We start from the raw sequence: 23,593 nt of genomic DNA on the forward strand, positions 1-23,593 counted from the left end.
GGGGCTTCCGATATGTTAACAAAAACACAATGGGAGCATTGTCTAGCGGAAATGGATCGTATGTTTCCTGATGCACATTGTGAGCTAGTGCATGACAATCCGTTTGAGCTGACTATTGCTACGTTATTATCGGCACAGTGTACGGATGTACTTGTAAACAAAGTAACGAAAACATTGTTTCAAAAATATAAAAAGCCAGAAGATTATTTAGCTGTATCCTTAGAGGAGCTGCAACAGGATATTCGTTCCATCGGCTTGTATCGAAATAAGGCGAAGAATATTCAAGCATTATGTCAACGACTATTAGAAGAGTACAACGGTGAAATACCAGCAAGCCGAGAAGCACTAGTCACTTTGCCCGGTGTAGGTCGTAAGACGGCTAATGTCGTGTTGTCTGTAGCTTTTGATATTCCTGCACTTGCAGTGGATACACATGTAGAGCGCGTGTCTAAACGATTAGGGCTTTGTCGCTGGAAGGATACAGTGCTAGAAGTCGAAGAAACAATTATGAAAAAAACACCGATGGACAAGTGGTCGAAAACACATCATCAGTTAATTTTCTTCGGTCGTTATCATTGTAAAGCTCAAAACCCTAACTGTCACACATGCCCTTTACTTGATGATTGTAGAGAAGGACAGAAGCGTTTAAAAAAAGGGCTGGTGAAGGAAGCGTGAATGTAGAGGTAATTGCGAAGGAAAAAATAGATGCTTGGTTTGCAGAGTGGACAGAACTAGAAGCCAAAATTCATGCAGCTCATGATGCAAGGAATGGTGAAGCAAAAGGATTGATGGAAATGGCCATTTTATTGTTTGAGCGCTTAGTGCAAGAAGCAGGCGATGAAGTGTTGCCCATCAACGGTATTGAACGATTAACCTTTATAAAAGCAAAGCCTGGCCAATATGCCTGTTATCGTCAGCTCGATGAATTATTTAAGGAAACAAAAAAACGTGCAGCACGGTTACGCTTGCAGGCTGCAAAAAAGTAATACAGAACGGATAGACTCAGCAAATTGAAAGACATAAAAAAACAGAGTAGCGTTATGCTACTCTGCTTTTTTTATTCAGTACTACCGGTACCATCATCCGGTGTGGTTGGTTCAGTTGGCGTTGTTGGTGGCTTGCTACCATTATTGTCGCCATTGTTACCTGGGGGGGTACCGTTATTTCCTGTATTGCCGCTGTTACCATTCCCAGCATTACCATTGCCATTGTTGCCACTGTTGCCGTTATTATCACTGTTGCCATTGTTACCATTGTTACCATTTCCGTTACCGTTGTGGTTACCGTTGTCTCCGTTATTGCCATTTTGATCAGGTGCCGTTGGTTCCTCAACATCAGGCTGATCCGGAGTATCTGGCTCTTTATCTTCATCAGTCGTACCTGTTACTTGGAAGGAAGTTGTTCCAGGTTTACTACGTGTACCATCTACAACTGCTACGACAGAAATCGTGTATTTGCCATCTTCCAGTTGTTTGTTGCTAATTGTTAAGCCTTTGCTTTCCGTTTTACCAAGAGAAATAGTCTCTCCACCTTCTCGTGTAGCGGATACTTCGAAGGTTGTTGGTAGCGGTTCATCTGTTTCCGGATTAAGCATTGCATCATGCTCCCATGAAATATTAATAGATTGACCTTCTGTATCAGGGCTTGCACTTACATTGTATGGTGAAGAAAGTTCTGGCATTGCGTATTCATTTGAAACTTCCTTAGGCTCTGTACCACGTACAAATAGCTCTGTTCGACGTTTCTCACTTGGTGTAAAATTACTTGCTAATTTAAGCGGCTTTGTGCCTACTTCAATTGTAGCTTCCACAACTGAGTTTGGCTTTTTGAAACGTGGTGTTTCAACGTTCGCCGAAATTTCTTTCATAATTTGTTTAAATAAATGTTGTGGTAAACGACGTTCATCCCAAGTTGTAATTGGATCAAAGTGTTTTTCATAACCACTCCAAATAGCGATTGAATAGTTTGTAGTGTACCCAGCAAACCATGAATCCGGTACACTTGTATCCGGTAAATTATGCTTGCTAAAATCAGCAGCTGCGTAGTTTGTTGTACCTGTTTTACCTGCGATATCTAATCCAGATACATTGGCAACAGTACCTGATGCATCAGGCTTATTGCCGACAACGTCACGTAACATATCTGTTACCATATAAGCTGTATAATCGCTCATTGCTACATTAGACTCTGGTGTATAGTCTTTTGTTGTTTTACCATCACGGTAAACGATTTTTGTAATCGCATAAGGATCAGTGTAAACACCATTATTCCCAAATGCTGCATAGGAAGCAGCCATTTGCGTAGGAGACATCGTAATATCTCCACCACCGATTGCATCAGATTCATAAACATTTTTAGCATTAATACCTAAACGACCAACAAATTCTTTAGCTTTATCAATACCAACTTCTTGTAATGCTTTAACAGCTGGAACGTTACGTGAAGCATATAAAGCTTTACGTGCTGTCATTGCACCCATATATTTATTATCCCAGTTTGTAATGTTTTGTTTCGAATTAGAGTAGGTCATAGGTTCGTCCACAAGTGTTTGACCTGTTGACCATTTTAAATTCTCGATTGCTGGTCCGTAATCTATTAATGGCTTCATTGTTGACCCTGGTTGATGATTTAAGTCAAATGCATAGTTAAAACCACGTTCAACCCCGTAATTGCGTCCTCCACCGATTGCTTGAATTTGACCATTTTTCGTATCAACAACAGCCACACCCGATTGAATCTTTTCGGACGGGAAGTTACTGTCATCATTCATAATGTTTTCAACAATTTGCTGTGCATTCGGATCAAGTGTTGTGTAAACTTTAATTCCTTCCGCCATTGCACTACCATCACCGTTTTTCTCTAGTTCATTAATAACGACATCAAGGAAGGCATCGTATTTAGAGCCAGCAAATGGTTGGCGAGTTTCATCGTCAGCGAGGCCGACTTTAACATCTACTTTTTTCGCTTCTTCCATTTCCTCTTTTGAGATTTTACCATGCTGATACATTAGACCTAAAACAGTGTTCCGACGTTTCTCGGCAAGCTCTGGGTATTTTATTGGATTGTATGCATTTGGACGTTGTACTAAACCTGCAAGTAATGCTTCTTCATCTAAAGTTAAATCTTTTAGCTCTTTACCATAGAAATACTGAGCTGCTGTTCCAAAGCCATAAACACGACCGGACATTAGCATTTTGTTAAAGTACATTTCAAAAATTTCTTCTTTTGAATATTTACGTTCTAATTGGAAGGCAAGCCAAGCTTCCTGTGCTTTACGTTTTAATTTTTTCTCATTTTGTAAAAATGAGTTTTTAACAACTTGCTGTGTTAATGTAGAGGCCCCTTGCGCCCCAAAGCCATCACGGAAGTTAGCGAGTATTGCCCCACCAAGACGATAAAAATCCATACCACCGTGCTCGAAAAAGCGTGCATCTTCGGTTGCAAGGATTGCGTTCACCATATCCTTAGGTATATCTTCATATTTTACATATTTACGGTTTTTTGCACCGATTGTAGCAAATAATTCACCGTTTTTATCATAGAACTCTGAAGAAACGGGGTCCTTCAGTAAACTTTCATCTAATTTAGGTGCGGTACTTGCGTAATAGGCGAATATTCCAGCACCACCAATAAAACATGCAGCCATTATTGCTACAAGTGTTAGCGTAATGCGCTTAAACCATTTTTTCTTCGATGGTTTCGGATCGCTTTTTTTATTTTTTTGAGCGAGAGCCTTTTGATGCTCACCGCGTGTCGGACGACGTTCAGTCATTCTACTATCTCCTCACTTTCAGAACCATGGCTTTTTGCTTCAATTAGCTTTTGGACAATCGGTAAATAATCGATACGTGGATAATAGCTCGTAGGAATTTCAAAAGCTTCCTTTTCTATAGTTAAAAAGGGTATCGATTTACGTTCACCGTTTTCCATCGCTAGCCAGGCCTTTTGTAAAACATCGTATGGCACAATAAAATATCGTTCAAAAGCTGAGAAACGAACAATAATAAATGCCACACCATTTTGTTCCGTCACTTGCTGCATATGTGTCATTTGATGTACGTGAATATTCTTTAAGGGAAAACTGGTTTTTGAAGCAGTTTCCTTTGCATCAAAATCAATATAATGCCCGTTCCAAACACCATTGTAATCTGTTGTCGAGGGTGTTCGGAAATAAGCCTCACGAATAACTGCAGCACTTCGTGATGGGTACTCTACTTTGACGATTTGCACGGGAACAGGTTTCTTATGAATGATAGCAAATCGCCTTTTTACATAATAATCGTTTGCTTCATTAATTTCATCTTCTAGTGTTTTTCCTCGATTACTAAAAGAATAATCCTTGTCCTTTCCCTTTTTCACTGTTTTTTGAACAGCTGGATTAGGGGAATACATTTTCCCATTCGGATAACGAATTGTCACTTAGTTCACCCTCTATAATACTGCTATTATACAATAGTTTACCATGATTAAGTAGCAGTTCTCCACTTCTATAGATAGTATGATTGATGCTAGATTAGCAATAGCTAAAATTACCAAAAAATAACCGATCTTTGGGCAATTTTCTATTTTTAAAGTCGAAAAATATCATGTTGCATAATTTATTCTATAACGCGAATCGTCAAAATAACTGATGAAATTTCCACACGAATTTATAAAAAAAACTGGTCTCTACGTTAGTTTCTCTACTTGATAGATGATATTGAAGACAACGAAAATAGATTAGTTCAATTAAATTTTATCGAAATACTTCTTCTTTCAGCTAACTTACGCTTATTTTGTCACGCATGAAGGTAATTTTATACATGCGAGGAATACATAAATTAAAGCAAAGGAGGCGTTATTTTGAACAAGTTAAAACAATTAGTTGCGCAGTTAGATCTAGTCAATCAATTACTGTTAACGAGAGTGTCTTTGGAAAACAATGCTCAAAGCATGAATTTTTTTATGCAGCTCAAATCTGTTAGCCAGAAAGTAAGCTTAGCAGAAAAGAACTGGCAAGTAAAGAATGCTTGTTCGCCTATTAGTAGTGAAAAATGATAGACTTTGGTACACTTATCTCATATGCGATATAAATAACCCAATATGAGCATTTTTCATACATTATTTGCCACCGAGAGTGATATACCTTGAATAAACCTCATCGCCAAAAGTTTGGGATGTCATTTTCTTGAAAGATATGCCATTTAACTAAGCTGATTGGAGAGGTGAGTGGGCGTCTCCCAGGTCACAGATGAGACCTTGAAGAGAACCAGTAAAGGAATGAAGGCAAAAAGTATCATGTCCTGTGATAATGTCTTTATGACCAATATCATGCGCTGTCGTTACGTTTTCATATAGTCGGAACGGAAATTAAATCCCACGTTATGGTGATGAGCCATAAATAAAGGCTGTTTTACATCATTGGAGTAAAATTACTCATATAGCATAAATAATTTTCAATTTTAAAATAGCAGGTTCGAAAAATTAGCTTAAAATGATACTATGCGTTTACGGTAATGTAGATGATTCTTCATTTAAAGGATGGATCCAACCTAAATACAAAAATATTTAAAGGCCCATCACCAAAGTTGGGAAGTTCATTGGGGATCAGGTTATGGATGAACCTTGGAGCGAGGGAGAGTGGAATGAATGCCAACGTAGCCAATCCCACGTTATGGTGATGAGCCTTCATTAATGAAATGAGGTGCGAAATTGTTGTTAATACAGCAAACTTCCAAATTAATAGATGAATGTGAAAAATGTGTTGCACGCTTCTGGCAAATGCGTGAGGAGAATCGTACTCCCGACTTTTTTGAGGAGGTTAAGCCACACGCAGATATCATTCACCAACTTTTAAAGGAATGGCAACAAGAGGCGAATGTGTGGATTCAAAAAAATCGACCAAAATATATGCATACACAACAAATTGCTTCAGCGGTCGAATCGATGGAGCAATTTGTTGTGCAATCCTTTTATAAAGAAACAAGTAAAAAGCGTTTTTTAGATGCGATTCATTCAACCTCGTATACGTTGGAAATTTTCGAACGGGTAGTGAAGGAGACACAAATAGATGTTATCGAAAAAAAGGACCATCAGTGAACTGTTAAACGAGTGGAGATATGATGAAGAACTGAAGGAACGTATTTTACACTGGCAAACGCTTGAAGGGCGTGAAGCTAAATATGCTCCATTCCCAGGAAATTTACATCCTTCACTTGTAAAGGCTCTCCAAACAAGAGGGATAGAACAACTGTATACCCATCAACGTCAGGCATTTGATTACGCTATGGAGGGGGTTTCCTTTACTGCCGTTACACCAACAGCGTCTGGAAAATCATATTGCTACCATTTACCGGTACTTCAAAAAATACTAGAGGATAAAAACTCACGCGCTATTTATTTATTTCCAACGAAAGCTTTAGCGCAAGATCAAAAAAATGATTTAAATGAATTAATCGAACAAAGCGGTGAAGAAATTTTAAGCTATACGTATGATGGGGATACTGCGCCAGGCATACGCCAAAAGGTACGTAAGGCAGGGCATATTGTGATGACAAATCCGGATATGCTTCATTCGGGGATTTTGCCACATCATACGAAATGGGTTTCACTATTTGAAAATTTGCAGTATATCGTCATTGATGAGTTGCATACATATAAAGGTGTGTTTGGCTCACATGTTGCGCATGTTATTCGAAGGTTGAAGCGTATTTGTGAGTTTTATGGGAGTAAGCCAATTTTCATTTGTACATCAGCAACCATTAAAAATCCGAAAGAGCTAGCGGAAGCTTTAACGAATGAAAGTCATGCCTTAATTAGTGATTCAGGGGCGCCTGTTGGGAAAAAGACATTTCTTTTTTATAACCCACCTATCGTCCATAAAACATTTGGCGTGCGTCGTAGTGCTGTTTTGGAGGTGAGTGACCTCGCTAAAAGATTATATACAGCAGGTATTCAAACCATTATTTTTGCTAAAAGTCGTGTACGAGTAGAAATGATTGTGACGTATTTAAAGGAACTTACACGCAATAAGCTTTTAGATGAGTCGGTGCGAGGTTATCGAGGTGGTTATTTACCCTCTGAGCGACGTGTTATTGAACGAGGGCTTCGTGATGGTACTATTCAAACAGTAGTTAGTACAAATGCACTGGAATTAGGCGTCGATATTGGCCAATTACAAGCATGTATCATGACAGGGTATCCGGGAAATATCGCGAGTGCTTGGCAGCAAGCAGGTCGTGCTGGCCGTCGCCAGGACGAGGCGTTAATCATTTATGTAGCGCAATCGGCAGCACTTGACCAATACGTAGTGAACCATCCACTCTTTTTACTTGGCAGTGCACCAGAGGAAGCGCGTATTTATCCTGAAAATATGCTGATTTTAATGGATCATTTAAAATGTGCAGCGTTTGAGCTACCATTTTCCACGCATGATACGTATGGTGAATATGAGATTCAGGAGTTACTGGAATATTTAGCGGAGGAAGGCGTTGTGTTTAAAACGAGTGAGAAGTGGCATTGGATGAGTGATCGTTTTCCGGCACATGATATTAGTCTTCGTTCTGCTTCACAAGAAAATGTTGTAATTATTGATATGACTGTCCCTGCACAAACAAAGGTTATTGGTGAAATGGATCGCCATAGTGCGATGACATTGCTACATGAAGAGGCTATTTATTTGCATCAGGGCATTCAATTTCAAGTAGAAAAGCTTGATTGGGAAGAAAAGAAAGCATTTGTACGAGAAGTAGATGTCGATTACTATACTGACGCTAATCTTGCAGTTGAGATGAAGGTGCTAGAGGAAGATCGGAGTCGAGATTATAAAGGTGGTATTATTGGCTTCGGTGATGTTGGCTTGGTCGCACAGGCAACGATATTTAAAAAAATACGCTTCGGTACACACGATAATATCGGTTCTGGCCCTATTCATTTACCACCAGATGAAATGCACACAAGCTCTTCGTGGCTATCATTCTCTGCGCTAGAAAAATGGTCGGAGGCGGAGCTAACAGACGCCATGACGGGAGCTGCATATGCGATGAATGCGTTCATACCATTGTTTATTCAATGTGATAGTAGCGATGTAGCAGTTGTCCCACAGGTAAAGGCAACTCATAATGAGCAACCGACATTTTTTGTTTATGATAAGTATCCTGGCGGTATTGGATTAAGTGAAAAGGTTTATAACTTATGGGAAGATTTGTTGACTAAGACGCGGGAGCATGTAACGAGCTGTGCTTGTGAATCAGGCTGTCCATCATGTATAGGAGCTCAAGATAGCTTACAGCAAGCGAAGAAAAAAGTAATAGAACTTCTTCAAATTTTAAATTAGAGTACTAAAAGGGCTTGGAAGGAAAAAGTCTAAAAAACTATTCCTACAAGCCCTTTTTTCATTATTATCTAAATCATTTTACGGTTATTACAAGCCAACTCTTTATGTATATTCTTATTCGATTTTAAATAGTTAATTAATTTTAACCTATTGAACTTTTCACGTGTGAACAATATAACACCTTGCTATCAAGTTCTATATTTTAACCAAAATAGCACATCTTCTCTTTGTGCAGAAGCTAAAAGATGCGCTATGATTAATATAGGTTATACTTGCGGTAAAAAAATAAGGACAATCCTCAATTTTGAAAGTGTGATAATCATGTTATAACAAGTGTTTTATCCACTGTTCATTCGGGGGATTTCACAATTTTTTGATGAGCACTCTGATGGTAATGGTAGCAGCATGTAGGCTTGCTGTGATTGTGATTCAGTCCTTCCATCAAGATAGTTTACAGGAACCTAAAAAGTACAATAAGTTTTAGCAATCTTACATGCAGAAAATGGTGAAGTAAATGTCTTACGAAAATAAAATTTTACAAATGAAAAAAATGCTCGGTAAAAAAACGACAACAACTCTAAAAAAAGAGGATAAACCGGCTTATCAAAAACCTGTTGCTCCAAGCTATACTGAGCAGTGGGGAAAAGCTGGACTAACAATTGTAGAAAATGAATTCGGCATTGTTTTTAAACGACAGGTGCGTTATCCGTTTAATTATCAGCATGGTCATTATAAGTTGCAGTCATTTTTTGATGCATTAGTAAAATGGCAAGAGGCAAAGTTCGAACATCCATATGCATTAGAAATGAATGAAAAGGTATTGTTTTTTGATACGGAAACTACTGGCTTAAAGGGTGTAGGCACACAAATTTTTCTTCTAGGCTTTTTAGAAGTATCAGAGGAAAATGAAAGCTTTATTTTAACTCAATATATTTTAGCTGATCCTGCACATGAGGCAGCGTTACTTTTTGAATCAAAGCTTTGGCAAAAAAACGCGACGGTTATTACCTACAATGGAAAAAGCTTTGACTGGCCGCAACTTGAAACACGTTGGACACTCAACCAAAAAGAATTACCTAAACTGCGTACACAACGGCAAATCGATTTATTGCATAGTTCAAAGCGTTTATGGAAAAATGATATGGAAAGAATGAAATTAAAAGCTGTGGAAGAAGAGAAGCTTGGCTTTTCTCGCATTGGAGATATACCTGGATTTCTTGCACCTATTATTTATTTAGATGCAATAAAAAGCGGTGTTCCAGATGCCCTTATGAAAGTCCTTCTTCATAATGAATGGGATTTGCTTTCACTGATTACGCTTTATGTCCATTCTACAAATTTGCTATTTGAAGAGACGAGCGAAGAATCGGCAAAAACATTTACAAATATCGGGAAATGGTATGCTGATTTAAAAGAGAGTTCACAGAGTGTTAAGGTTTTAGAAAAGGTTACGACCCAATTTGATGCACTTGAAGCGGGAAATGCACAATATTATTTAGCGATACAGCATAAAAAAAATAAAAAGTTTAGTGAAGCGATCGATGCATTTGTGGCTGCTCTACATTTCGTTGATCAACGAAAAAAGTTGCATGTATTAGAACAGCTAGCGATGATATATGAGCATCAAATGAAAGATTATGACCAGGCCTTTTATTATACGCAAGAAGGCATAAAATTAATAAAAAAGAATGAGCAATGGAGAGTAGAACAAAAGCAGAAATGGGAAATTTCTTGGGAAAAGAGGTTACTCCGATTAGGAAATAAGAAATAATTTCCCGGGTAAGCGCAAGAAACGACAAGTTTAGCCTTACATTTGATGTTTTCAGACGATATAATGTGATGAAGTATGCTATAATGTAACGCATGTAGTGTGAGGAAGGGCGATGTGAATGGATATTAAATTAACGTCAAAAATGATCCTTGAAAAGGAATTTAAGAAAAATTTTAAAGGCTACAATGTAGAAGAAGTCGATTCATTTCTTGATGAAATAATACAAGACTATGAAACGTTCGAAAAAGTGGTGGCCCAACTTCGTGAAGAAAATAAACAGTTAAAAGAAGAAATTGATAATACGCCTAAGAGACAACCTGTCGCATCGGCAGCTGGTACGACAAACTTTGATATTTTAAAACGTCTTTCAAATTTAGAGAAACACGTATTCGGTAGTAAGTTGTACGAATAATTTTTGTCAATTATATTGTATTTATCATAAAACTCTAGTATAATCTTTTTATCATCATGAAATTCTGGTAATCGCTGCGGCGCTAGACGTCGTAGAGGAAAGTCCATGCTCGCACGGTTCTGAGATGACCGTAGTGTTCGTGCTTACTGAAAAAATAAGGTAAGGCAGCTGTAAAGGCTGACGGCGGAAGGAAAACCTAAGTCTTAATGATATGGTTGAAACTTCCTGAAAGTGCCACAGTGACGTAGCTTGCTTGGAAACATGCAAGGTGGAACGAGGTAAACCCCACGAGTGAGAAACCCAAATTATGGTAGGGGCACTCTCTAAAAGGAATTGAACGGATAGAGGGACAGAGTTCACTCTGTAGATAGATGATTACTACCCGGCCGTACGAGGCGATAGCTGTTTGAGTACTCGGGAACAAAACATGGCTTATGGAATTTTTTGATGCTTATTAATGAAATGACAAGCGCTCTCCAATTTGGTGGAGAGCTTTTCTTTTGAATAAAGTAAGAAAAAGTTACTTGTTAATCATGTCTAGGCATGCGCGATATACGTTTGAGAATAAGGCTGTACACTGTTGGTCATGCCTCTGTTGCTACGATTCGAAACATAAACATCTAATAAACTGTTATCGCAACGATATACATATTGTCTACATACGAGTAGACTGGTGCAAAAGTGCTTTTCTAAAAAATGAGGGTAGTAAAGAGAGATAGGATGGAGTAGAAACATGAACGGTGTGAACGATAGTCTGGAGAAGCTAAATTCGATTTCCAAATATCCTACTGCCTTAATAACAAAGATCTTCGAAAATGTATCTGAAGGCATCATGATCACAGATAAAGATAAAAGAATAGTAATGGTCAATCCTGCTTTTGAATTTGTAACTGGCTATAAGCGTAATGAAGTGATTGGAAAAACGCCAGCCGTTCTACAGTCAGGTGTACATGAATTGCAATTTTATTTAGATATGTGGCAAAAGATACGACAAGAAGGCATTTGGCAGGGGGAAATATGGAATCGTCGTAAAACCGGAGACGTATATCCAGAATGGTTAACAATTGTCGGTGTAGCCAACGATGAGGGAGAGATTACAAATTACTGTGGTATCTTTACAGATTTGTCTGAAAGAAAAATAGTAGAAAATGAACTAGAAAAGCGGTTACTAACTGATTCATTAACGGAAGTATCAAATCGATTTGCTTATATTGAAAGAATGGATAATCTATTAGAATCAACTTCTACTATCTCTCATTCAGTACAGCATGCAGTCTATTTTTTAGATTTAGATCGATTTAAGCAAATTAATGATACGTTAGGTCATGCAGTTGGAGATACTATTCTAGTAGAAGTGGCAAAGCGCTTAAAAACGTTGTTAAAAAATAAAGATATCATTGCTAGATATGGCGGTGATGAGTTTATTATTACGTTAACAAACGTGAAGAATGCTAAAGAAGCCGCAAATTTTGCTGAACAAATTATTGGGATTATTGAAAAGCCTTTGGATATTAATAGTCAAGATATTTTTATTTCGACGAGTATTGGTATCAGCATGTATCCATTAGATGGTGAAACAACGGAGCAATTGATTCATTGTGCTGACAAGGCAATGACTTATTCGAAAAAGAATGGTCTTAATGACTATGCTTTTTATTTTGATGAATTGAAGACTGATTCTCAGCGTGTTTTATTATTAGATTCAGAACTACGGAGAGCTATTGAAAACCGAGAATTTGAGCTGCATTTCCAACCTAAAATATCTGTGGAAAATGAAGAGATTCAAGGGTTAGAGGCACTTGTTCGCTGGAATAGTGAAAGACTAGGATTTGTTTCTCCAGCAGAATTTATTCCTTATGCTGAGGAAACAGGATTAATCATTCCTTTAAGTGAAGTGATTATAGAAAAAGCTTGTGAGGCAGTTAAAGAGATGCGTCGATGTGGTTACAAGACTCCAGTGGCCATCAATATTTCAAGCATTCACTTTAAGCAACAAAACTTTTTAGACTCTGTTCAAGCGATATTAGAGCGTTATAACACGCCTGCTAACAATTTTGAAATTGAAGTTACAGAACGTACTGTGATGAACAGTGCAAATGAAACGGTTAGCAAGCTTGTGCGACTTAAGAAAATGGGCTTTAAAATTTCTATTGACGATTTTGGGACAGGCTATTCGTCTCTTAGTTATTTAGTTCGTTTCCCACTTGATTATTTAAAAATCGATCGAAGCTTCATTCAACATATTGGCTCACTCGATGAAAAACAGGCAGTAGTGGATGCGATTATTCAAATGTCGCATCGCTTAAAAATGAAAGTTGTTGCTGAAGGTGTAGAACAAGCACAACAAGTGGATATACTACGTAAAATGAACTGTGATATAATTCAAGGCTATTATTACAGCAAACCGTTGCCACTTCACGAACTTATTGAGTTTATGGAGTATTGGGAAATTGAGCATCAAGGAAGGAATTAATGTATGGCAAACTATAAATTAGTAGCAACTGCTGCAATGGGATTAGAGTCGATTGTGGCACAAGAGGTAAAGGCACTAGGCTATGAAACAACAGTCGAGAACGGCAAAGTGTATTTTGAAGGTGACGAAACGGCCATTGCACGAACAAACTTATGGCTACGTGTAGCAGACCGAGTAAAAATTGTTGTAGGACAGTTTCCTGCTAAATCTTTTGAACAGTTGTTTGAAAGTGTAAAAGCTTTACCGTGGGAAAAATACTTACCAGTTGATGCAGCTTTTCCAGTATCAGGGAAGTCTGTTAAATCCAAATTATTTAGTGTGCCAGATTGTCAGGCAATTACTAAAAAAGCAATTGTAGAGCGCATGAAACAGCATTATAAACGTTTAGGATTTTTAGATGAATCCGGTGCAACCTATAAAATTGAAGTTTCAATTTTAAAAGATGTGGCTACACTTACTATTGATACATCGGGTGCGGGCTTGCATAAGCGTGGTTATCGTCAAGCACAGGGCGAAGCACCATTAAAAGAAACATTAGCAGCGGCACTCGTACAAATTTCTAAGTGGAATCCGAGTCGACCGTTCGTAGATCCATTCTGTGGTTCTGGCACAATTGCGTTAGAAGCAGCAATGTTTGGACAAAATATTGCACCGGGCTATAATCGTGAATTTATTTCAGAGGATTGGCCATGGATGAAGGCAAAAATTTGGGATGCAGCGCGAGATGAAGCGGATAGCTTAGCGAACTATGATCAACCATTAGAAATTTTCGGATCTGATATAGATCATCGCATGGTGAGTATTGCACAAGAAAATACACTAGAAGCGGGCTTTGGTGATATGATTACGTTCAAGCAAATGCAAGCACGTGATTTTACAACACTGCTAACAGATGGCGTTATGATTGGTAATCCACCATACGGAGAGCGTATTGGTGACATCGAAGTCGTGGAGCAGGTAATTCGTGATTTAGGAAAAGTCATGAAAAATTATCCGACTTGGTCTGTGTACATGTTGTCCTCAATGAAAAACTTTGAGGAATTGTACGGTCGTCAATCGACGAAGAAGCGTAAATTATTCAATGGCTTTATTGAAACGAACTATTACCAGTTCTGGGGACAAAAGTCTAAAAGAGATTAACGAACGATAACGGAAGATAAGATTTTTTCTTATCTTCCGTTTCGTCGCGTATAATAGGACCAGATAGTTAGAGGGGGAACGTCAATTGCGTAAATCTTTACCATTTGTATTAACAAAGGACCGCTCATTTTTTGAGTCATTAGGTGACTGGATGGGGGACGTCCTTTACGATGAATTACCTGAAAAGGGCTTTGAATGCCGTGATGAGCAAATTTTTATGGCCTATCAAATTGAGCAAGCCCTAAAAGAAAAAAACGTGCTTTTTGCGGAGGCAGGTGTAGGGACTGGGAAAACAATTGCCTATTTACTACCAGCTGTATCCTATGCACGCTATACTGGCAAACCAGCCCTTATCGCATGTGCAGATGAAACTTTAATCGACCAGCTAGTAAAAGAGGGCGGCGATATTTATAAGCTACAGAAAACGTTAGGTCTTGAAATTGATGTTCGCCTAGCAAAGTCACGAGACCAATATCTATGCTTAAAGCGTTTTGAGGAAGCTGAAAAAGTGGAAACCGATGAATGGATCGATGATATTGCATTTTCTATACCTGATGGAGTATATGCACAGGGCTCGATGATTGCTATACAACCTTATGGTGAACGCAGCGATTATCCAACTGTCAGTGATGAAGATTGGCAAAAAGTAAATTACAACTCGATTATGCAGTGTTCAGTATGTGATCTACGTAATCGATGTGGTCAAACATTACATCGTGCACATTATCGTAAATCGACGGACTTAATCATTTGTTCGCAAGATTTTTTGATGGAGCATTTAGCAACAAAAGAGTCTCGTGAACGTGAAGGGCAACTAGCTTTATTGCCTGAAGTATCAATGATGGTGCTTGACGAAGGTCATTTATTAGAATATGCTGCGCAAAAAGCAATGACGTATAAAGTACAGGCGACAACAATTGTGACATTGTTAGAGCGTTTAATGGTGGATGGTGTGCGAGAACGTACATTATATGCGATGGAAAAATTACAAGATGACCACGAGCTATTTTTTGACCAGCTACGAGATGATCTAGTAGCTTCTAAAGAAGAGCGTAAACGTATTAATAAATCGCCAAATCTGTTGAAATACGGTAAACAACTTATTGCGGATGTCGAAACATTACTCGAGGAATTTGTTTTTGAATCTGAAATGTATATGATTCCAGAGTATGAATTAAATATGGCAGAGGAGTATTTAGAACAATACGAGGCATCTTTACGTATTTTCATAGCACAGGGAGATGCAGTCGATTGGTTAGAGGAAACGGATGGGGAGGAAACGCTCGTAATTATGCCGCGTCTCATCACAGAAGTTTTAGCAGAAAAATTATTCTCTAAAAAACTTCCAATAGTATTCTCTTCAGCAACTTTATCAGTCAATAAAGATTTTTCGTATATTGCCTATAGTTTAGGAATTCGTAATTATCAATCGTTTTCTGTTCCATCTCCATTTGATTATGAAGAAGTTATGCGAATTTATTTACATGAGCTATCTCAAAAGGGGAAAACGGCGCGTGTTCAACAGCTATTACTTGATGGTGAAAAAACATTAATTTTATTTAAATCAAAACAAGCAATGTTAGATTTCAAAGCGGAACTACCTCTTATGGAACGGATGTATGTAGCGTTTGAGGGGGACCGTGAACTATCAGGAATTGTTCGTGATTTCCAAGAAGGCACAATCAAAACATTATGCTCCTATCATTTATGGGAAGGTCTAGATTTGCCGGAGGAGGCATTAACACGAGTTATTATTTATGATTTACCTTTCCCTCCACATGATCCATTATTTGATGCGAAACGTACATTTGCAGAAAATCCATATGAAGAAGTGGAATTACCGTTTATGCAGCTTCGTTTACAGCAAGGAATGGGGCGTTTAATTCGTACTTCAAACGACCATGGAGATATCCATATTTTGTTGAATGAAGTAGAAGCAAAGCAGCGTGAAACATTTGAAAATATATTAGCTGTTACACCAGAAATAAAGTAGCAAAAAGCGAGTTTGCACCTGTTGCAATCTCGCTTTTTTTGTATATTAAAATAACATTTTTATCGTAAGATAATGATGAGTTTGAAAAAAGTGTTGAATATTTCTCTTTTAAGCTATATAGTTCTTTGTAATGCAACGAAAATTATTAAAATAATTTATTTTTTATATTGAAAATAATTTTGCAAAAGGTTTATAATGATGACAAGAAATTTCAAGAATAATCAATATTAATTTTTGATTATTCCGTGATAGGGGGTTTGAGCCTGTCGAACATTCAATCGTTGTGTCGAAAATATACGAACTTATCTGCAACAGATATAGAAAAGTTAAAAGAAATAGAAGCAACATTATCGTATTATGCTGAATTGACAGATTGTTATATGTTCATAGATTGTATGCTGGAAAACTTACCACATGCAATTGTTGTGGCAGAGGCTTTCCCAAAAACAGAAAGCGGCTTATACGAAAAATCTGTAATTGGCAAATTTGTATTTGAAAGCTTTGAACCAGCAGTATTTTCTGCTTTTAGAAATAAAGAAAAATCGTCAATCACTAGAGCAATCACACAGGAAGGTATAACGGTTGAGCAAAACGTTGTTCCTCTCTTTAATAACCAACAACAGATTATTGCAGTGTTAATCCAGGAAAAAAAGGTGGATATGCAAACTACACCTAAAGATGATTTTCGACATATGCCTTTTGCATTAATTGAGCATATTGTAGAGCCGAATTCTCAACCGATTCCAGTAGTTTCTGATTTACTAGTGGAATCAATTATTCTCACAAATCATGAAAACAAAGTTATCTATAGCAATCCTGCAGGCTACCGATTTATATCGGAGTTATCAGGGCTAGAACGTTTTGACAACGTTGCATTGAATAAGATTTTACCATTTTTACAGGAGGTCTATGATAAAGGCGATGATGTCTTTTTCTTAGAAATTACGATTGATCGTAAAACCTTTATTGTGAAGAAAATTCCTATTCGTGATCAAAACGATAAAGTGACACTCCTCATTATTCATGATCTTACAGAGCTTAAGCTGAAAGAAAATGAACTAATGATGAAAACATTTGCTATACGAGAAATTCACCATCGAGTGAAAAATAATTTACAGACAGTTACAAGTCTATTGCGCTTGCAAATGCGAAATGACTTGTCAGCTTCCAGTGCAAGTGCTTTTCAAGAGGCATTAAATCGAATATATAGTATTTCATCTGTTTATGAACTTATTTTAGAAAATGACGATAACGCTGAAGAGAAAGTAGACGTTATCGCGTTGTCTAAAAAGATTGGACATAAAATGGTTGGGACATCCAATACATCATTTATTCAGTTATCCTTCCATCACGATAATGTACAGTTATTTTGTCATTCAAAAAAAGCTGTTTCGCTCGCGTTAATCATTTGTGAGCTCCTGCAAAATGCACTGAAATATGCTTTTATTGGTCGTGAGGAGGGAACAATCGATATACAATTTCAGCAGGAAGCTTCCACTATTTCACTTCGTATTTCTGACAACGGCGTTGGAATGCAAGAGGTGAAGGCATCATTTGGAATGGAGATTATTACAAGACTTGTTGAATATGATTTAGCTGGCACATTTTCAATTATCCCTAGTGAACAAGGTACACATACTCAAATTCAGTTCCCTGTAAGTGAGGAGGTTTTTATCCTAAATGACTAGGAAAGTTATGATTGTCGAAGATGAGTCGCTCATTGCAATTGATTTGAAGTTTATGCTTGAGGATAATGGCTACGAAGTGGTAGCACAAGCGAATAATGGAGAATCAGCAATTGAGTTGGCTTTTACACATAAGCCACAGTTAATCTTAATGGACATTAAAATGCCTAAGTTAGATGGTTTAAAGGCAAGCAAAATTATTGAACAGCAGCTCGGTATACCGGTGCTATTTATATCAGCTTATAGTGAAAAAGAATTGTTACTGTACGTGAAGCAGGACAATATTTTAGGCTATGTTATGAAACCGTTTTCTGAGAAGAATGTCCTTCCAGCGTTGGAAGTGGCATTTCACCAGATTGATAAGTTCAACCGTCTGAACGGGGAATTGTTGCATAAACAAACAGAATTAGAAAAGCGAAAAATAATCGAACGAGCAAAAGGTTTGCTAATGCAGTCGGAGAACCTAAGTGAGGACGAAGCTTATAAGAAAATTCGCAGTGAGAGTATGCAGACTCAACAGGAAATGGCACTTATTGCAAGGCGCATTATCAATTCCTTACAAGTAAATAGTTAAAGCAAAGACGCTTTAAAGAGATTTCTTCTTTAATGCGTCTTTTTTATTTTCATTCAGCTCTCACCTCTAAAGGTGGTGAGATGAATGTGGTTGTGGTTCCTTTACAGTGGGTGTCCAACACCTGCTGGTTAAATATAAAGCCTCTGATGGATGTCATGGATTTTGAAAGGAATGAATTGTGCCTGCACAATTCAAAATCTAGACGCATTGTTTACCTATGCGAAAGCGAAGCGACACACAATCCAGCCAAGGCGAAATAGATATATAGATAACAATTAAGGGGTGATGAGAAGGATGGCAATGATAGGAACGGTTATCGTTTATATTATTATGATTAGTGCAGTTTTAGGGGCAATCGGAGCAATTCGAGATGCTGAATATGGAATCGGTAAAGAGTTTATGAATGGTATTCATACGGTTGGACATATTTTTGTACCTGCTGCAGGGATCATGGCTGCTATACCTTACTTAACGTGGTTTATAAGTCATTTTATTAGTCCGATTTTTGAATTGATTGGTGCTGATCCAGCTATTGCAGCAACGACAATTTTAGCCTCGGACATGGGAGGATACCAATTAGCGAATGCGTTAAAAGAGTCCTATGAAGGATGGGTCATGGCTCTAGTTGTCGGATTTATGTCAGGCGCAACAATCGTGTTCTCTATTCCAATGGGTCTTGCCATGTTAGATAAACGTGATCATAAATATATGGCTTTAGGTATTATGGCGGGTGTTTTAACAATTCCGATTGGAGCATTTATTTCTTCCATCATGATTGTGACGTTTAATACAGATGTTCGTGAAGTGATTAGTACAACAGCTGCACCAACATACGTGTTTGCCATTTCTGTTTTACAAATATTAATTAATTTATTGCCTTTATTTATTTTCGTAGTGTTAATTGCGTTAGGTCTTAAACTAATTCCAAATGGCATGATCAAAGGCTTCATGATTTTTGGACGCGTGATGGATGCTGCTATCAAGCTTGTGCTAGTGTTCTCGATTGTAGAAATTTTCACAGGTATTTTTACAAAAATTTTCGGTGCATGGGGCTTTGATCCGATCATGGCAGATAAAGTCGATCAATTCCGTGCATTAGAAACAGCTGGGTATATTGGTATTATGCTAGCGGGAGCATTCCCAATGGTGTACTTAATTAGAAAATATGCATCGAAACCTCTAGAAGCAGTAGGAGGAAAATTAGGCTTATCATCAGTAGGAAGCGCAGGACTTTTAGCGACGATTGCCAATATTTTAGCCATGTTTACACTCGTTCGACATATGCCGCCTAAAGATAAGGTTATTAACATTGCCTTTGGTGTTTGTTCAGCCTTCCTTCTAGGAGATCATTTATCGTTTACAGCTAACTTCCAGCCGACAATTATTTTACCTGTTATTACAGGTAAGTTTTTAGCGGGTGTGATCGCAATTATTTTAGCCTATAAACTATCTGTTCCAACAGCTCTAAGGCTAGAACAAGAGGATCGCAAGGCAGGCATTATTAAAGAAGGTGAATATTTAACAGATAAAAATCTTGAAAGAGGTGATGACGTGTGAGTGAAGAAAAGAAACGGTTTATTCAGGAATTTGTGCCAGGTAAGCAACTAACATTGAGTCATCTAATAGCAAATCCTGATCCTGAGATGTTTCAAAAGCTGGGCATTCAAGAAGCAGGTGCACTGGGCATCATGACATGTACACCGAGTGAGACAGTTATTATCGCAGGGGATTTAGCAACAAAGGCAGCCAATGTAAGACTAGGTTTTTTAGATCGCTTTACTGGCAGTCTCGTTATTGTTGGTAGTGTCTCCGAGGTTGAAATGGCAATGTTAGAGATTAATCGTTTTCTATCAGAGATGCTAGGCTATACGCCATCAAAAATAACTAAGTCATAGGATGTGCTGTATGAAAAATCGAGTAATGATCATAGGTGGTGTGCAAGCAGGTAAGTCGACACTGATAAATGCGTTATTGGGGAAAGAAAGACAAGCCAATAAAACACAGGCGCTCGTTTATGATGACTGGATAGTTGATACACCCGGAGAATATATAGAAAATCCGATGTATTACAGAAACATTATGGCAACATCGCTTGAAGTGACACATGTGATTTATTTGCAGGATGCCACCTCATCAAAGAGTGTTTTTCCACCGCAATTTAGCTTAGGAATTCCTAAAATACAAATTGGTGTCATTACTAAAATTGATGCACCCCTTGCAGATGTAGAAAGAGCAATAACGCTATTACAAAATGTCATGACGCAAGGTCCTATTGTGAAAACCTCTTCGTGGCAAAAGCTAGGTATTGAATTTATTGCACCACTTATACAGCTCAACTCTAAGGAAGAAATTCGTCAATTTGTGAAGGATCGTGATAGTCCTTATCTCATGTATTGCCCGTAATGGCGAGAGGGGAGAGTAAATTGAAGACAGAAAAAATTTATAGTGCAGGCATTGATATTGGTACAAGTACAACAAAGATGGTTGTCAGTAGTTTTCTGTTGAAAAACGTTGCAGGTGTAACGCATGTGCCACGCATAGAAATTATTGAAAAAACGGTTTTGCATCAAAGTCCAATTATTAAAACACCGTTTATCAATAAAGAAATTATCGACATGGAAAAAATCGAGCAATTTATTTTTCAGCAATATCAATTGGCCCACATTTCACCGGCAGATATTTCAACAGGTGCCATCATCATTACAGGCGAATCTGCAACAAAGGAAAATGCCAGCGAGGTTGTTCATGCGATTGCAGATACAGCCGGGCACTTTTTAGTTGCTACTGCTGGACCCGATTTGGAAGGCATTATTGCAGCAAAGGGCGCAGGTACCTTACAGCAATCTAAAAATACTGCCAAAGTTATCGCTAACATCGATATCGGTGGTGGTACAGCAAATATTGCGGTAATGCAATTCGGAGAAGTAATTGGTACGTGTACATTGCATGTCGGTGGAAGACTTATAGAATTTCATAACGGAATGATCCAATCGATTTCACCCCCCATTATGAAACTTATGGAGAAATGGTCAAAGCCATTAAAGGTTGGTGATTCAGCAGAGGATGTACGTGTCACACAACTAATCCAAGAAATGGTGGATTTAGTAACGAAGACACTAAGCGGACAATTAACAGATGAACAGCACCCATTATTGCTAGGACATTTGCCAACTTGGGATAAACCAGTTGAAGCAGTCGTTTTTTCCGGTGGAGTAGCCGCCTGTATTTATGAAAATGAATGTACAAACCGTCAGTATGATGATATTGGCGAAAAATTGGCAAAAAGTCTTTTCCAGCATGAAGAGCTACAATCCTTTTTATGGTTAAAACCAGAGGAAACAGCGCGGGCAACTGTGACTGGTGCGGGTACGCAAACAACTGAGATTAGCGGTGCAACGATTCAGGTAGATGCGGAAGTATTGCCTTTAAAAAATGTGCCTGTTTTCAATTGCCATATGGATACGAACAGCAAAGAATTCGACAATACGGTGAAAACAGCTGTAGAACGGGCTGATGCTCTATTTTCTATCCAGGAGAATCGCTCTCCGTTTGCACTCTATTTTAGTCAGTCACCATATTTAAGTTTCCAGGATGTCCATGCATTATGTCAGGCCATTTTGAAGCACTTAGCGACGAGAAGCTCCAAGGAAATACCAATTATCATAGTCATTCAATCAGATTATGCAAAGGTTATTGGGCAAACGATACGAGCGATCAATCAAACAGTTCCAATCATTTGCATCGATCAAATTAAAGTAGAAACAGGTGATTATATTGACATTGGGGAAGTACTACCATCTGGTGTTGTCCCAGTCGTTGTAAAAACACTTGCTTTCCACTCAAAGTAAGGAGGATGAATGTGAATCTATCGATGATATTTGGTGGAGAAAAATATAATTTTAAATCATTAAAAGATGTAATGGCCAAGGCCAATGAAGAAAAATCAGGAGATCAGCTAGCTGGAATTGCGGCTGAATCTGTACAGCAACGAATTGCGGCAAAGGCCGTTCTCAGTGAGCTGTTAGTGAAGGATATAAGAGAAAATCCATTAGTTCCTTCTGAAAATGATGAAGTGTCACGCATTATTGAAGGTGATATTAATGAGCAAATTTATGGAGAAATTAAAAATTGGAGTATCGAGCAATTAAGAGAATACATTTTATCAAATGAAACAGGCGATCGGGAATTAAAACGATTAAGCAAGGGCATGAATTCAGAAATTATTGCGGCTGTTACAAAGCTGATGTCCAACTTAGATCTTGTCCATGCTGCTAATAAAGTGGAAATTCTGTCGACTTGTAATATTACGATCGGACAAAAGGGCACACTTTCCTCAAGATTGCAGCCGAATCATCCAACAGACAATATTGACGGTATCATTGCCTCATTAAAAGAAGGATTGTCCTATGGTATTGGCGATGCGGTCATTGGAATTAACCCAGTAGATGACTCAGTTGAAAGTGTGAAAAAAGTATTGCAAGCCACTAAGGAGTTTATCAATGATTGGTCGATTCCTACACAAAACTGTGTGTTAGCGCATATTACAACACAAATGAAAGCCATTAAACAAGGCGCACCAGCCGATATGATTTTCCAAAGTATTGCTGGAACAGAAATTGCTAATCGCTCGTTCGGCATTTCTGCTGACCTAATAAGAGAAGCAGAAGAGCTTGTGAAAAAGCAAGGAACAGGAACTGGCCCGAACTTATTCTATTTTGAAACTGGACAAGGTTCGGAGCTATCTGCTGAGGCTCATATGGGTATTGACCAAGTAACACTTGAATCGCGCAATTACGGCTTTGCTAGACATTTTAATCCGTATATTGTGAATACGGTTGTTGGCTTTATTGGACCTGAGTATTTATACAATAACAAACAGGTTATACGTGCAGGACTAGAAGATCACTTTATGGGCAAAATGCACGGCATCCCAATGGGCGTTGATATTTGTTATACAAACCATATTAAGGCAGACCAGAATGATGTTGAAGATTTAAGTGTTTTACTAACAGCAGCTGGTGTCAATTTTATTATCGCTGCACCTATGGGTGACGATGTCATGCTGAATTATCAGTCAATGAGCTTCCATGATGTCGCTACATTACTTCAAACGTTTGGTAAAAAACCAGCACCTGCATATCTAGAGTGGTTAGAAAAAATGGGCATTTATGAAAATGGTCGTCTATCTGCGAGAGCTGGCGATTTATCTATATTTGAAAGGTAGGTGAGTC

Annotated in this window: 19 protein-coding genes and 1 other RNA gene; 18 read left to right on the forward strand and 2 right to left on the reverse strand. The window is 38.1% G+C overall.

Annotated elements, in window-relative coordinates; genetic code table 11:
• Positions 1–12 precede the first annotated feature (12 nt).
• A complete protein-coding gene (nth, locus tag ACQKOF_RS12710) occupies positions 13–675 on the forward strand; it encodes an endonuclease III (RefSeq protein ID WP_427557413.1) in 663 nt (220 codons plus the stop codon).
• Complete coding sequence (locus ACQKOF_RS12715) at positions 672–986, forward strand: YpoC family protein (RefSeq protein ID WP_427557415.1); 315 nt, start codon at positions 672–674, stop codon at positions 984–986. Before nth ends, ACQKOF_RS12715 begins: the two co-directional genes overlap by 4 nt.
• Before the next feature lie 71 nt (positions 987–1,057).
• Here the strand turns inward: ACQKOF_RS12715 and ACQKOF_RS12720 are convergent, their stop codons facing one another.
• Positions 1,058–3,772: a PBP1A family penicillin-binding protein gene (locus ACQKOF_RS12720; protein ID WP_427557418.1), complete on the reverse strand. Its 2,715-nt coding sequence runs from the start codon at positions 3,770–3,772 to the stop codon at positions 1,058–1,060.
• Positions 3,769–4,419, reverse strand: coding sequence for a Holliday junction resolvase RecU (gene recU / locus ACQKOF_RS12725; RefSeq protein ID WP_427557421.1), 651 nt, complete (start codon positions 4,417–4,419; stop codon positions 3,769–3,771). The genes ACQKOF_RS12720 and recU overlap by 4 nt, the downstream gene beginning before the upstream one ends.
• A 423-nt stretch (positions 4,420–4,842) precedes the next feature.
• Between recU and ACQKOF_RS12730 the strand changes: the two genes are divergently transcribed.
• The 16 genes from ACQKOF_RS12730 to ACQKOF_RS12805 all read left to right on the forward strand — a co-directional run bounded on the left by ACQKOF_RS12730 (position 4,843) and on the right by ACQKOF_RS12805 (position 23,586).
• On the forward strand, positions 4,843–5,037 hold the full coding sequence (locus tag ACQKOF_RS12730; RefSeq protein WP_053482465.1) for a hypothetical protein: 195 nt from the start codon (positions 4,843–4,845) through the stop codon (positions 5,035–5,037).
• Between the two features lie 654 nt (positions 5,038–5,691).
• The gene (locus tag ACQKOF_RS12735) at positions 5,692–6,078 is read left to right on the forward strand and encodes a YppE family protein (RefSeq protein WP_427557424.1); all 387 of its coding nucleotides are present in this window, start codon (positions 5,692–5,694) and stop codon (positions 6,076–6,078) included.
• Positions 6,050–8,314 carry a DEAD/DEAH box helicase gene (locus ACQKOF_RS12740; RefSeq protein ID WP_427557425.1) on the forward strand — a complete coding sequence of 755 codons (2,265 nt, stop codon included), beginning with the start codon at positions 6,050–6,052 and terminating at the stop codon, positions 8,312–8,314. The genes ACQKOF_RS12735 and ACQKOF_RS12740 overlap by 29 nt, the downstream gene beginning before the upstream one ends.
• Positions 8,315–8,828: 514 nt before the next feature.
• Complete coding sequence (locus tag ACQKOF_RS12745; RefSeq protein WP_427557428.1) at positions 8,829–10,085, forward strand: ribonuclease H-like domain-containing protein; 1,257 nt, start codon at positions 8,829–8,831, stop codon at positions 10,083–10,085.
• Positions 10,086–10,203: 118 nt separating this feature from the next.
• On the forward strand, positions 10,204–10,497 hold the full coding sequence (gene gpsB, locus ACQKOF_RS12750; RefSeq protein ID WP_370043473.1) for a cell division regulator GpsB: 294 nt from the start codon (positions 10,204–10,206) through the stop codon (positions 10,495–10,497).
• Between the two features lie 59 nt (positions 10,498–10,556).
• An RNA gene (gene rnpB / locus ACQKOF_RS12755) (RNase P RNA component class B) lies at positions 10,557–10,937 on the forward strand.
• A 293-nt stretch (positions 10,938–11,230) separates the two neighbouring features.
• Positions 11,231–12,970, forward strand: coding sequence for an EAL domain-containing protein (locus ACQKOF_RS12760; RefSeq protein ID WP_427557431.1), 1,740 nt, complete (start codon positions 11,231–11,233; stop codon positions 12,968–12,970).
• A gap of 3 nt (positions 12,971–12,973) precedes the next feature.
• Positions 12,974–14,110, forward strand: a complete 1,137-nt coding sequence (locus ACQKOF_RS12765) for a THUMP domain-containing class I SAM-dependent RNA methyltransferase (protein WP_427557434.1) — start codon at positions 12,974–12,976, stop codon at positions 14,108–14,110.
• 85 nt (positions 14,111–14,195) lie between these two features.
• Positions 14,196–16,103 (forward strand): ATP-dependent DNA helicase, encoded by a 1,908-nt coding sequence (locus tag ACQKOF_RS12770; protein ID WP_427557437.1) that lies wholly within the window; start codon positions 14,196–14,198, stop codon positions 16,101–16,103.
• Between the two features lie 257 nt (positions 16,104–16,360).
• On the forward strand, positions 16,361–17,791 hold the full coding sequence (locus ACQKOF_RS12775) for a sensor histidine kinase (RefSeq protein ID WP_427557440.1): 1,431 nt from the start codon (positions 16,361–16,363) through the stop codon (positions 17,789–17,791).
• The gene (locus tag ACQKOF_RS12780) at positions 17,784–18,362 is read left to right on the forward strand and encodes an ANTAR domain-containing response regulator (RefSeq protein ID WP_427557443.1); all 579 of its coding nucleotides are present in this window, start codon (positions 17,784–17,786) and stop codon (positions 18,360–18,362) included. Before ACQKOF_RS12775 ends, ACQKOF_RS12780 begins: the two co-directional genes overlap by 8 nt.
• A gap of 294 nt (positions 18,363–18,656) precedes the next feature.
• Entirely contained in the window at positions 18,657–19,919 is a 1,263-nt protein-coding gene (gene eutH / locus ACQKOF_RS12785; protein WP_427557445.1) for an ethanolamine utilization protein EutH, read from the forward strand.
• Positions 19,916–20,257, forward strand: coding sequence for an ethanolamine utilization microcompartment protein EutS (eutS, locus tag ACQKOF_RS12790; RefSeq protein WP_053482454.1), 342 nt, complete (start codon positions 19,916–19,918; stop codon positions 20,255–20,257). The genes eutH and eutS overlap by 4 nt, the downstream gene beginning before the upstream one ends.
• A gap of 10 nt (positions 20,258–20,267) precedes the next feature.
• A complete protein-coding gene (locus tag ACQKOF_RS12795) occupies positions 20,268–20,765 on the forward strand; it encodes a EutP/PduV family microcompartment system protein (protein ID WP_427557448.1) in 498 nt (165 codons plus the stop codon).
• A 20-nt stretch (positions 20,766–20,785) separates the two neighbouring features.
• The gene (locus ACQKOF_RS12800) at positions 20,786–22,210 is read left to right on the forward strand and encodes an ethanolamine ammonia-lyase reactivating factor EutA (protein WP_427557451.1); all 1,425 of its coding nucleotides are present in this window, start codon (positions 20,786–20,788) and stop codon (positions 22,208–22,210) included.
• 5 nt (positions 22,211–22,215) lie between these two features.
• On the forward strand, positions 22,216–23,586 hold the full coding sequence (locus tag ACQKOF_RS12805) for an ethanolamine ammonia-lyase subunit EutB (RefSeq protein WP_427557454.1): 1,371 nt from the start codon (positions 22,216–22,218) through the stop codon (positions 23,584–23,586).
• Positions 23,587–23,593 lie beyond the last annotated feature (7 nt).

It is taken from the genome of Lysinibacillus sp. NPDC093190 (genome assembly GCF_050280425.1).
GTDB lineage: Bacteria > Bacillota > Bacilli > Bacillales_A > Planococcaceae > Lysinibacillus.

Bases quoted from the DNA above. Each gene is read 5' to 3' on its own strand.
- nth (WP_427557413.1), top strand. From the start codon at position 13: ATGTTAACAAAAACACAATGGGAGCATTGTCTAGCGGAAATGGATCGT.
- ACQKOF_RS12720 (WP_427557418.1), bottom strand. From the start codon at position 3,772: ATGACTGAACGTCGTCCGACACGCGGTGAGCATCAAAAGGCTCTCGCT.
- ACQKOF_RS12740 (WP_427557425.1), top strand. From the start codon at position 6,050: ATGTTATCGAAAAAAAGGACCATCAGTGAACTGTTAAACGAGTGGAGA.
- ACQKOF_RS12745 (WP_427557428.1), top strand. From the start codon at position 8,829: ATGTCTTACGAAAATAAAATTTTACAAATGAAAAAAATGCTCGGTAAA.
- gpsB (WP_370043473.1), top strand. From the start codon at position 10,204: ATGGATATTAAATTAACGTCAAAAATGATCCTTGAAAAGGAATTTAAG.
- ACQKOF_RS12760 (WP_427557431.1), top strand. From the start codon at position 11,231: ATGAACGGTGTGAACGATAGTCTGGAGAAGCTAAATTCGATTTCCAAA.
- ACQKOF_RS12765 (WP_427557434.1), top strand. From the start codon at position 12,974: ATGGCAAACTATAAATTAGTAGCAACTGCTGCAATGGGATTAGAGTCG.
- ACQKOF_RS12780 (WP_427557443.1), top strand. From the start codon at position 17,784: ATGACTAGGAAAGTTATGATTGTCGAAGATGAGTCGCTCATTGCAATT.
- eutH (WP_427557445.1), top strand. From the start codon at position 18,657: ATGGCAATGATAGGAACGGTTATCGTTTATATTATTATGATTAGTGCA.
- ACQKOF_RS12795 (WP_427557448.1), top strand. From the start codon at position 20,268: ATGAAAAATCGAGTAATGATCATAGGTGGTGTGCAAGCAGGTAAGTCG.
- ACQKOF_RS12805 (WP_427557454.1), top strand. From the start codon at position 22,216: ATGAATGTGAATCTATCGATGATATTTGGTGGAGAAAAATATAATTTT.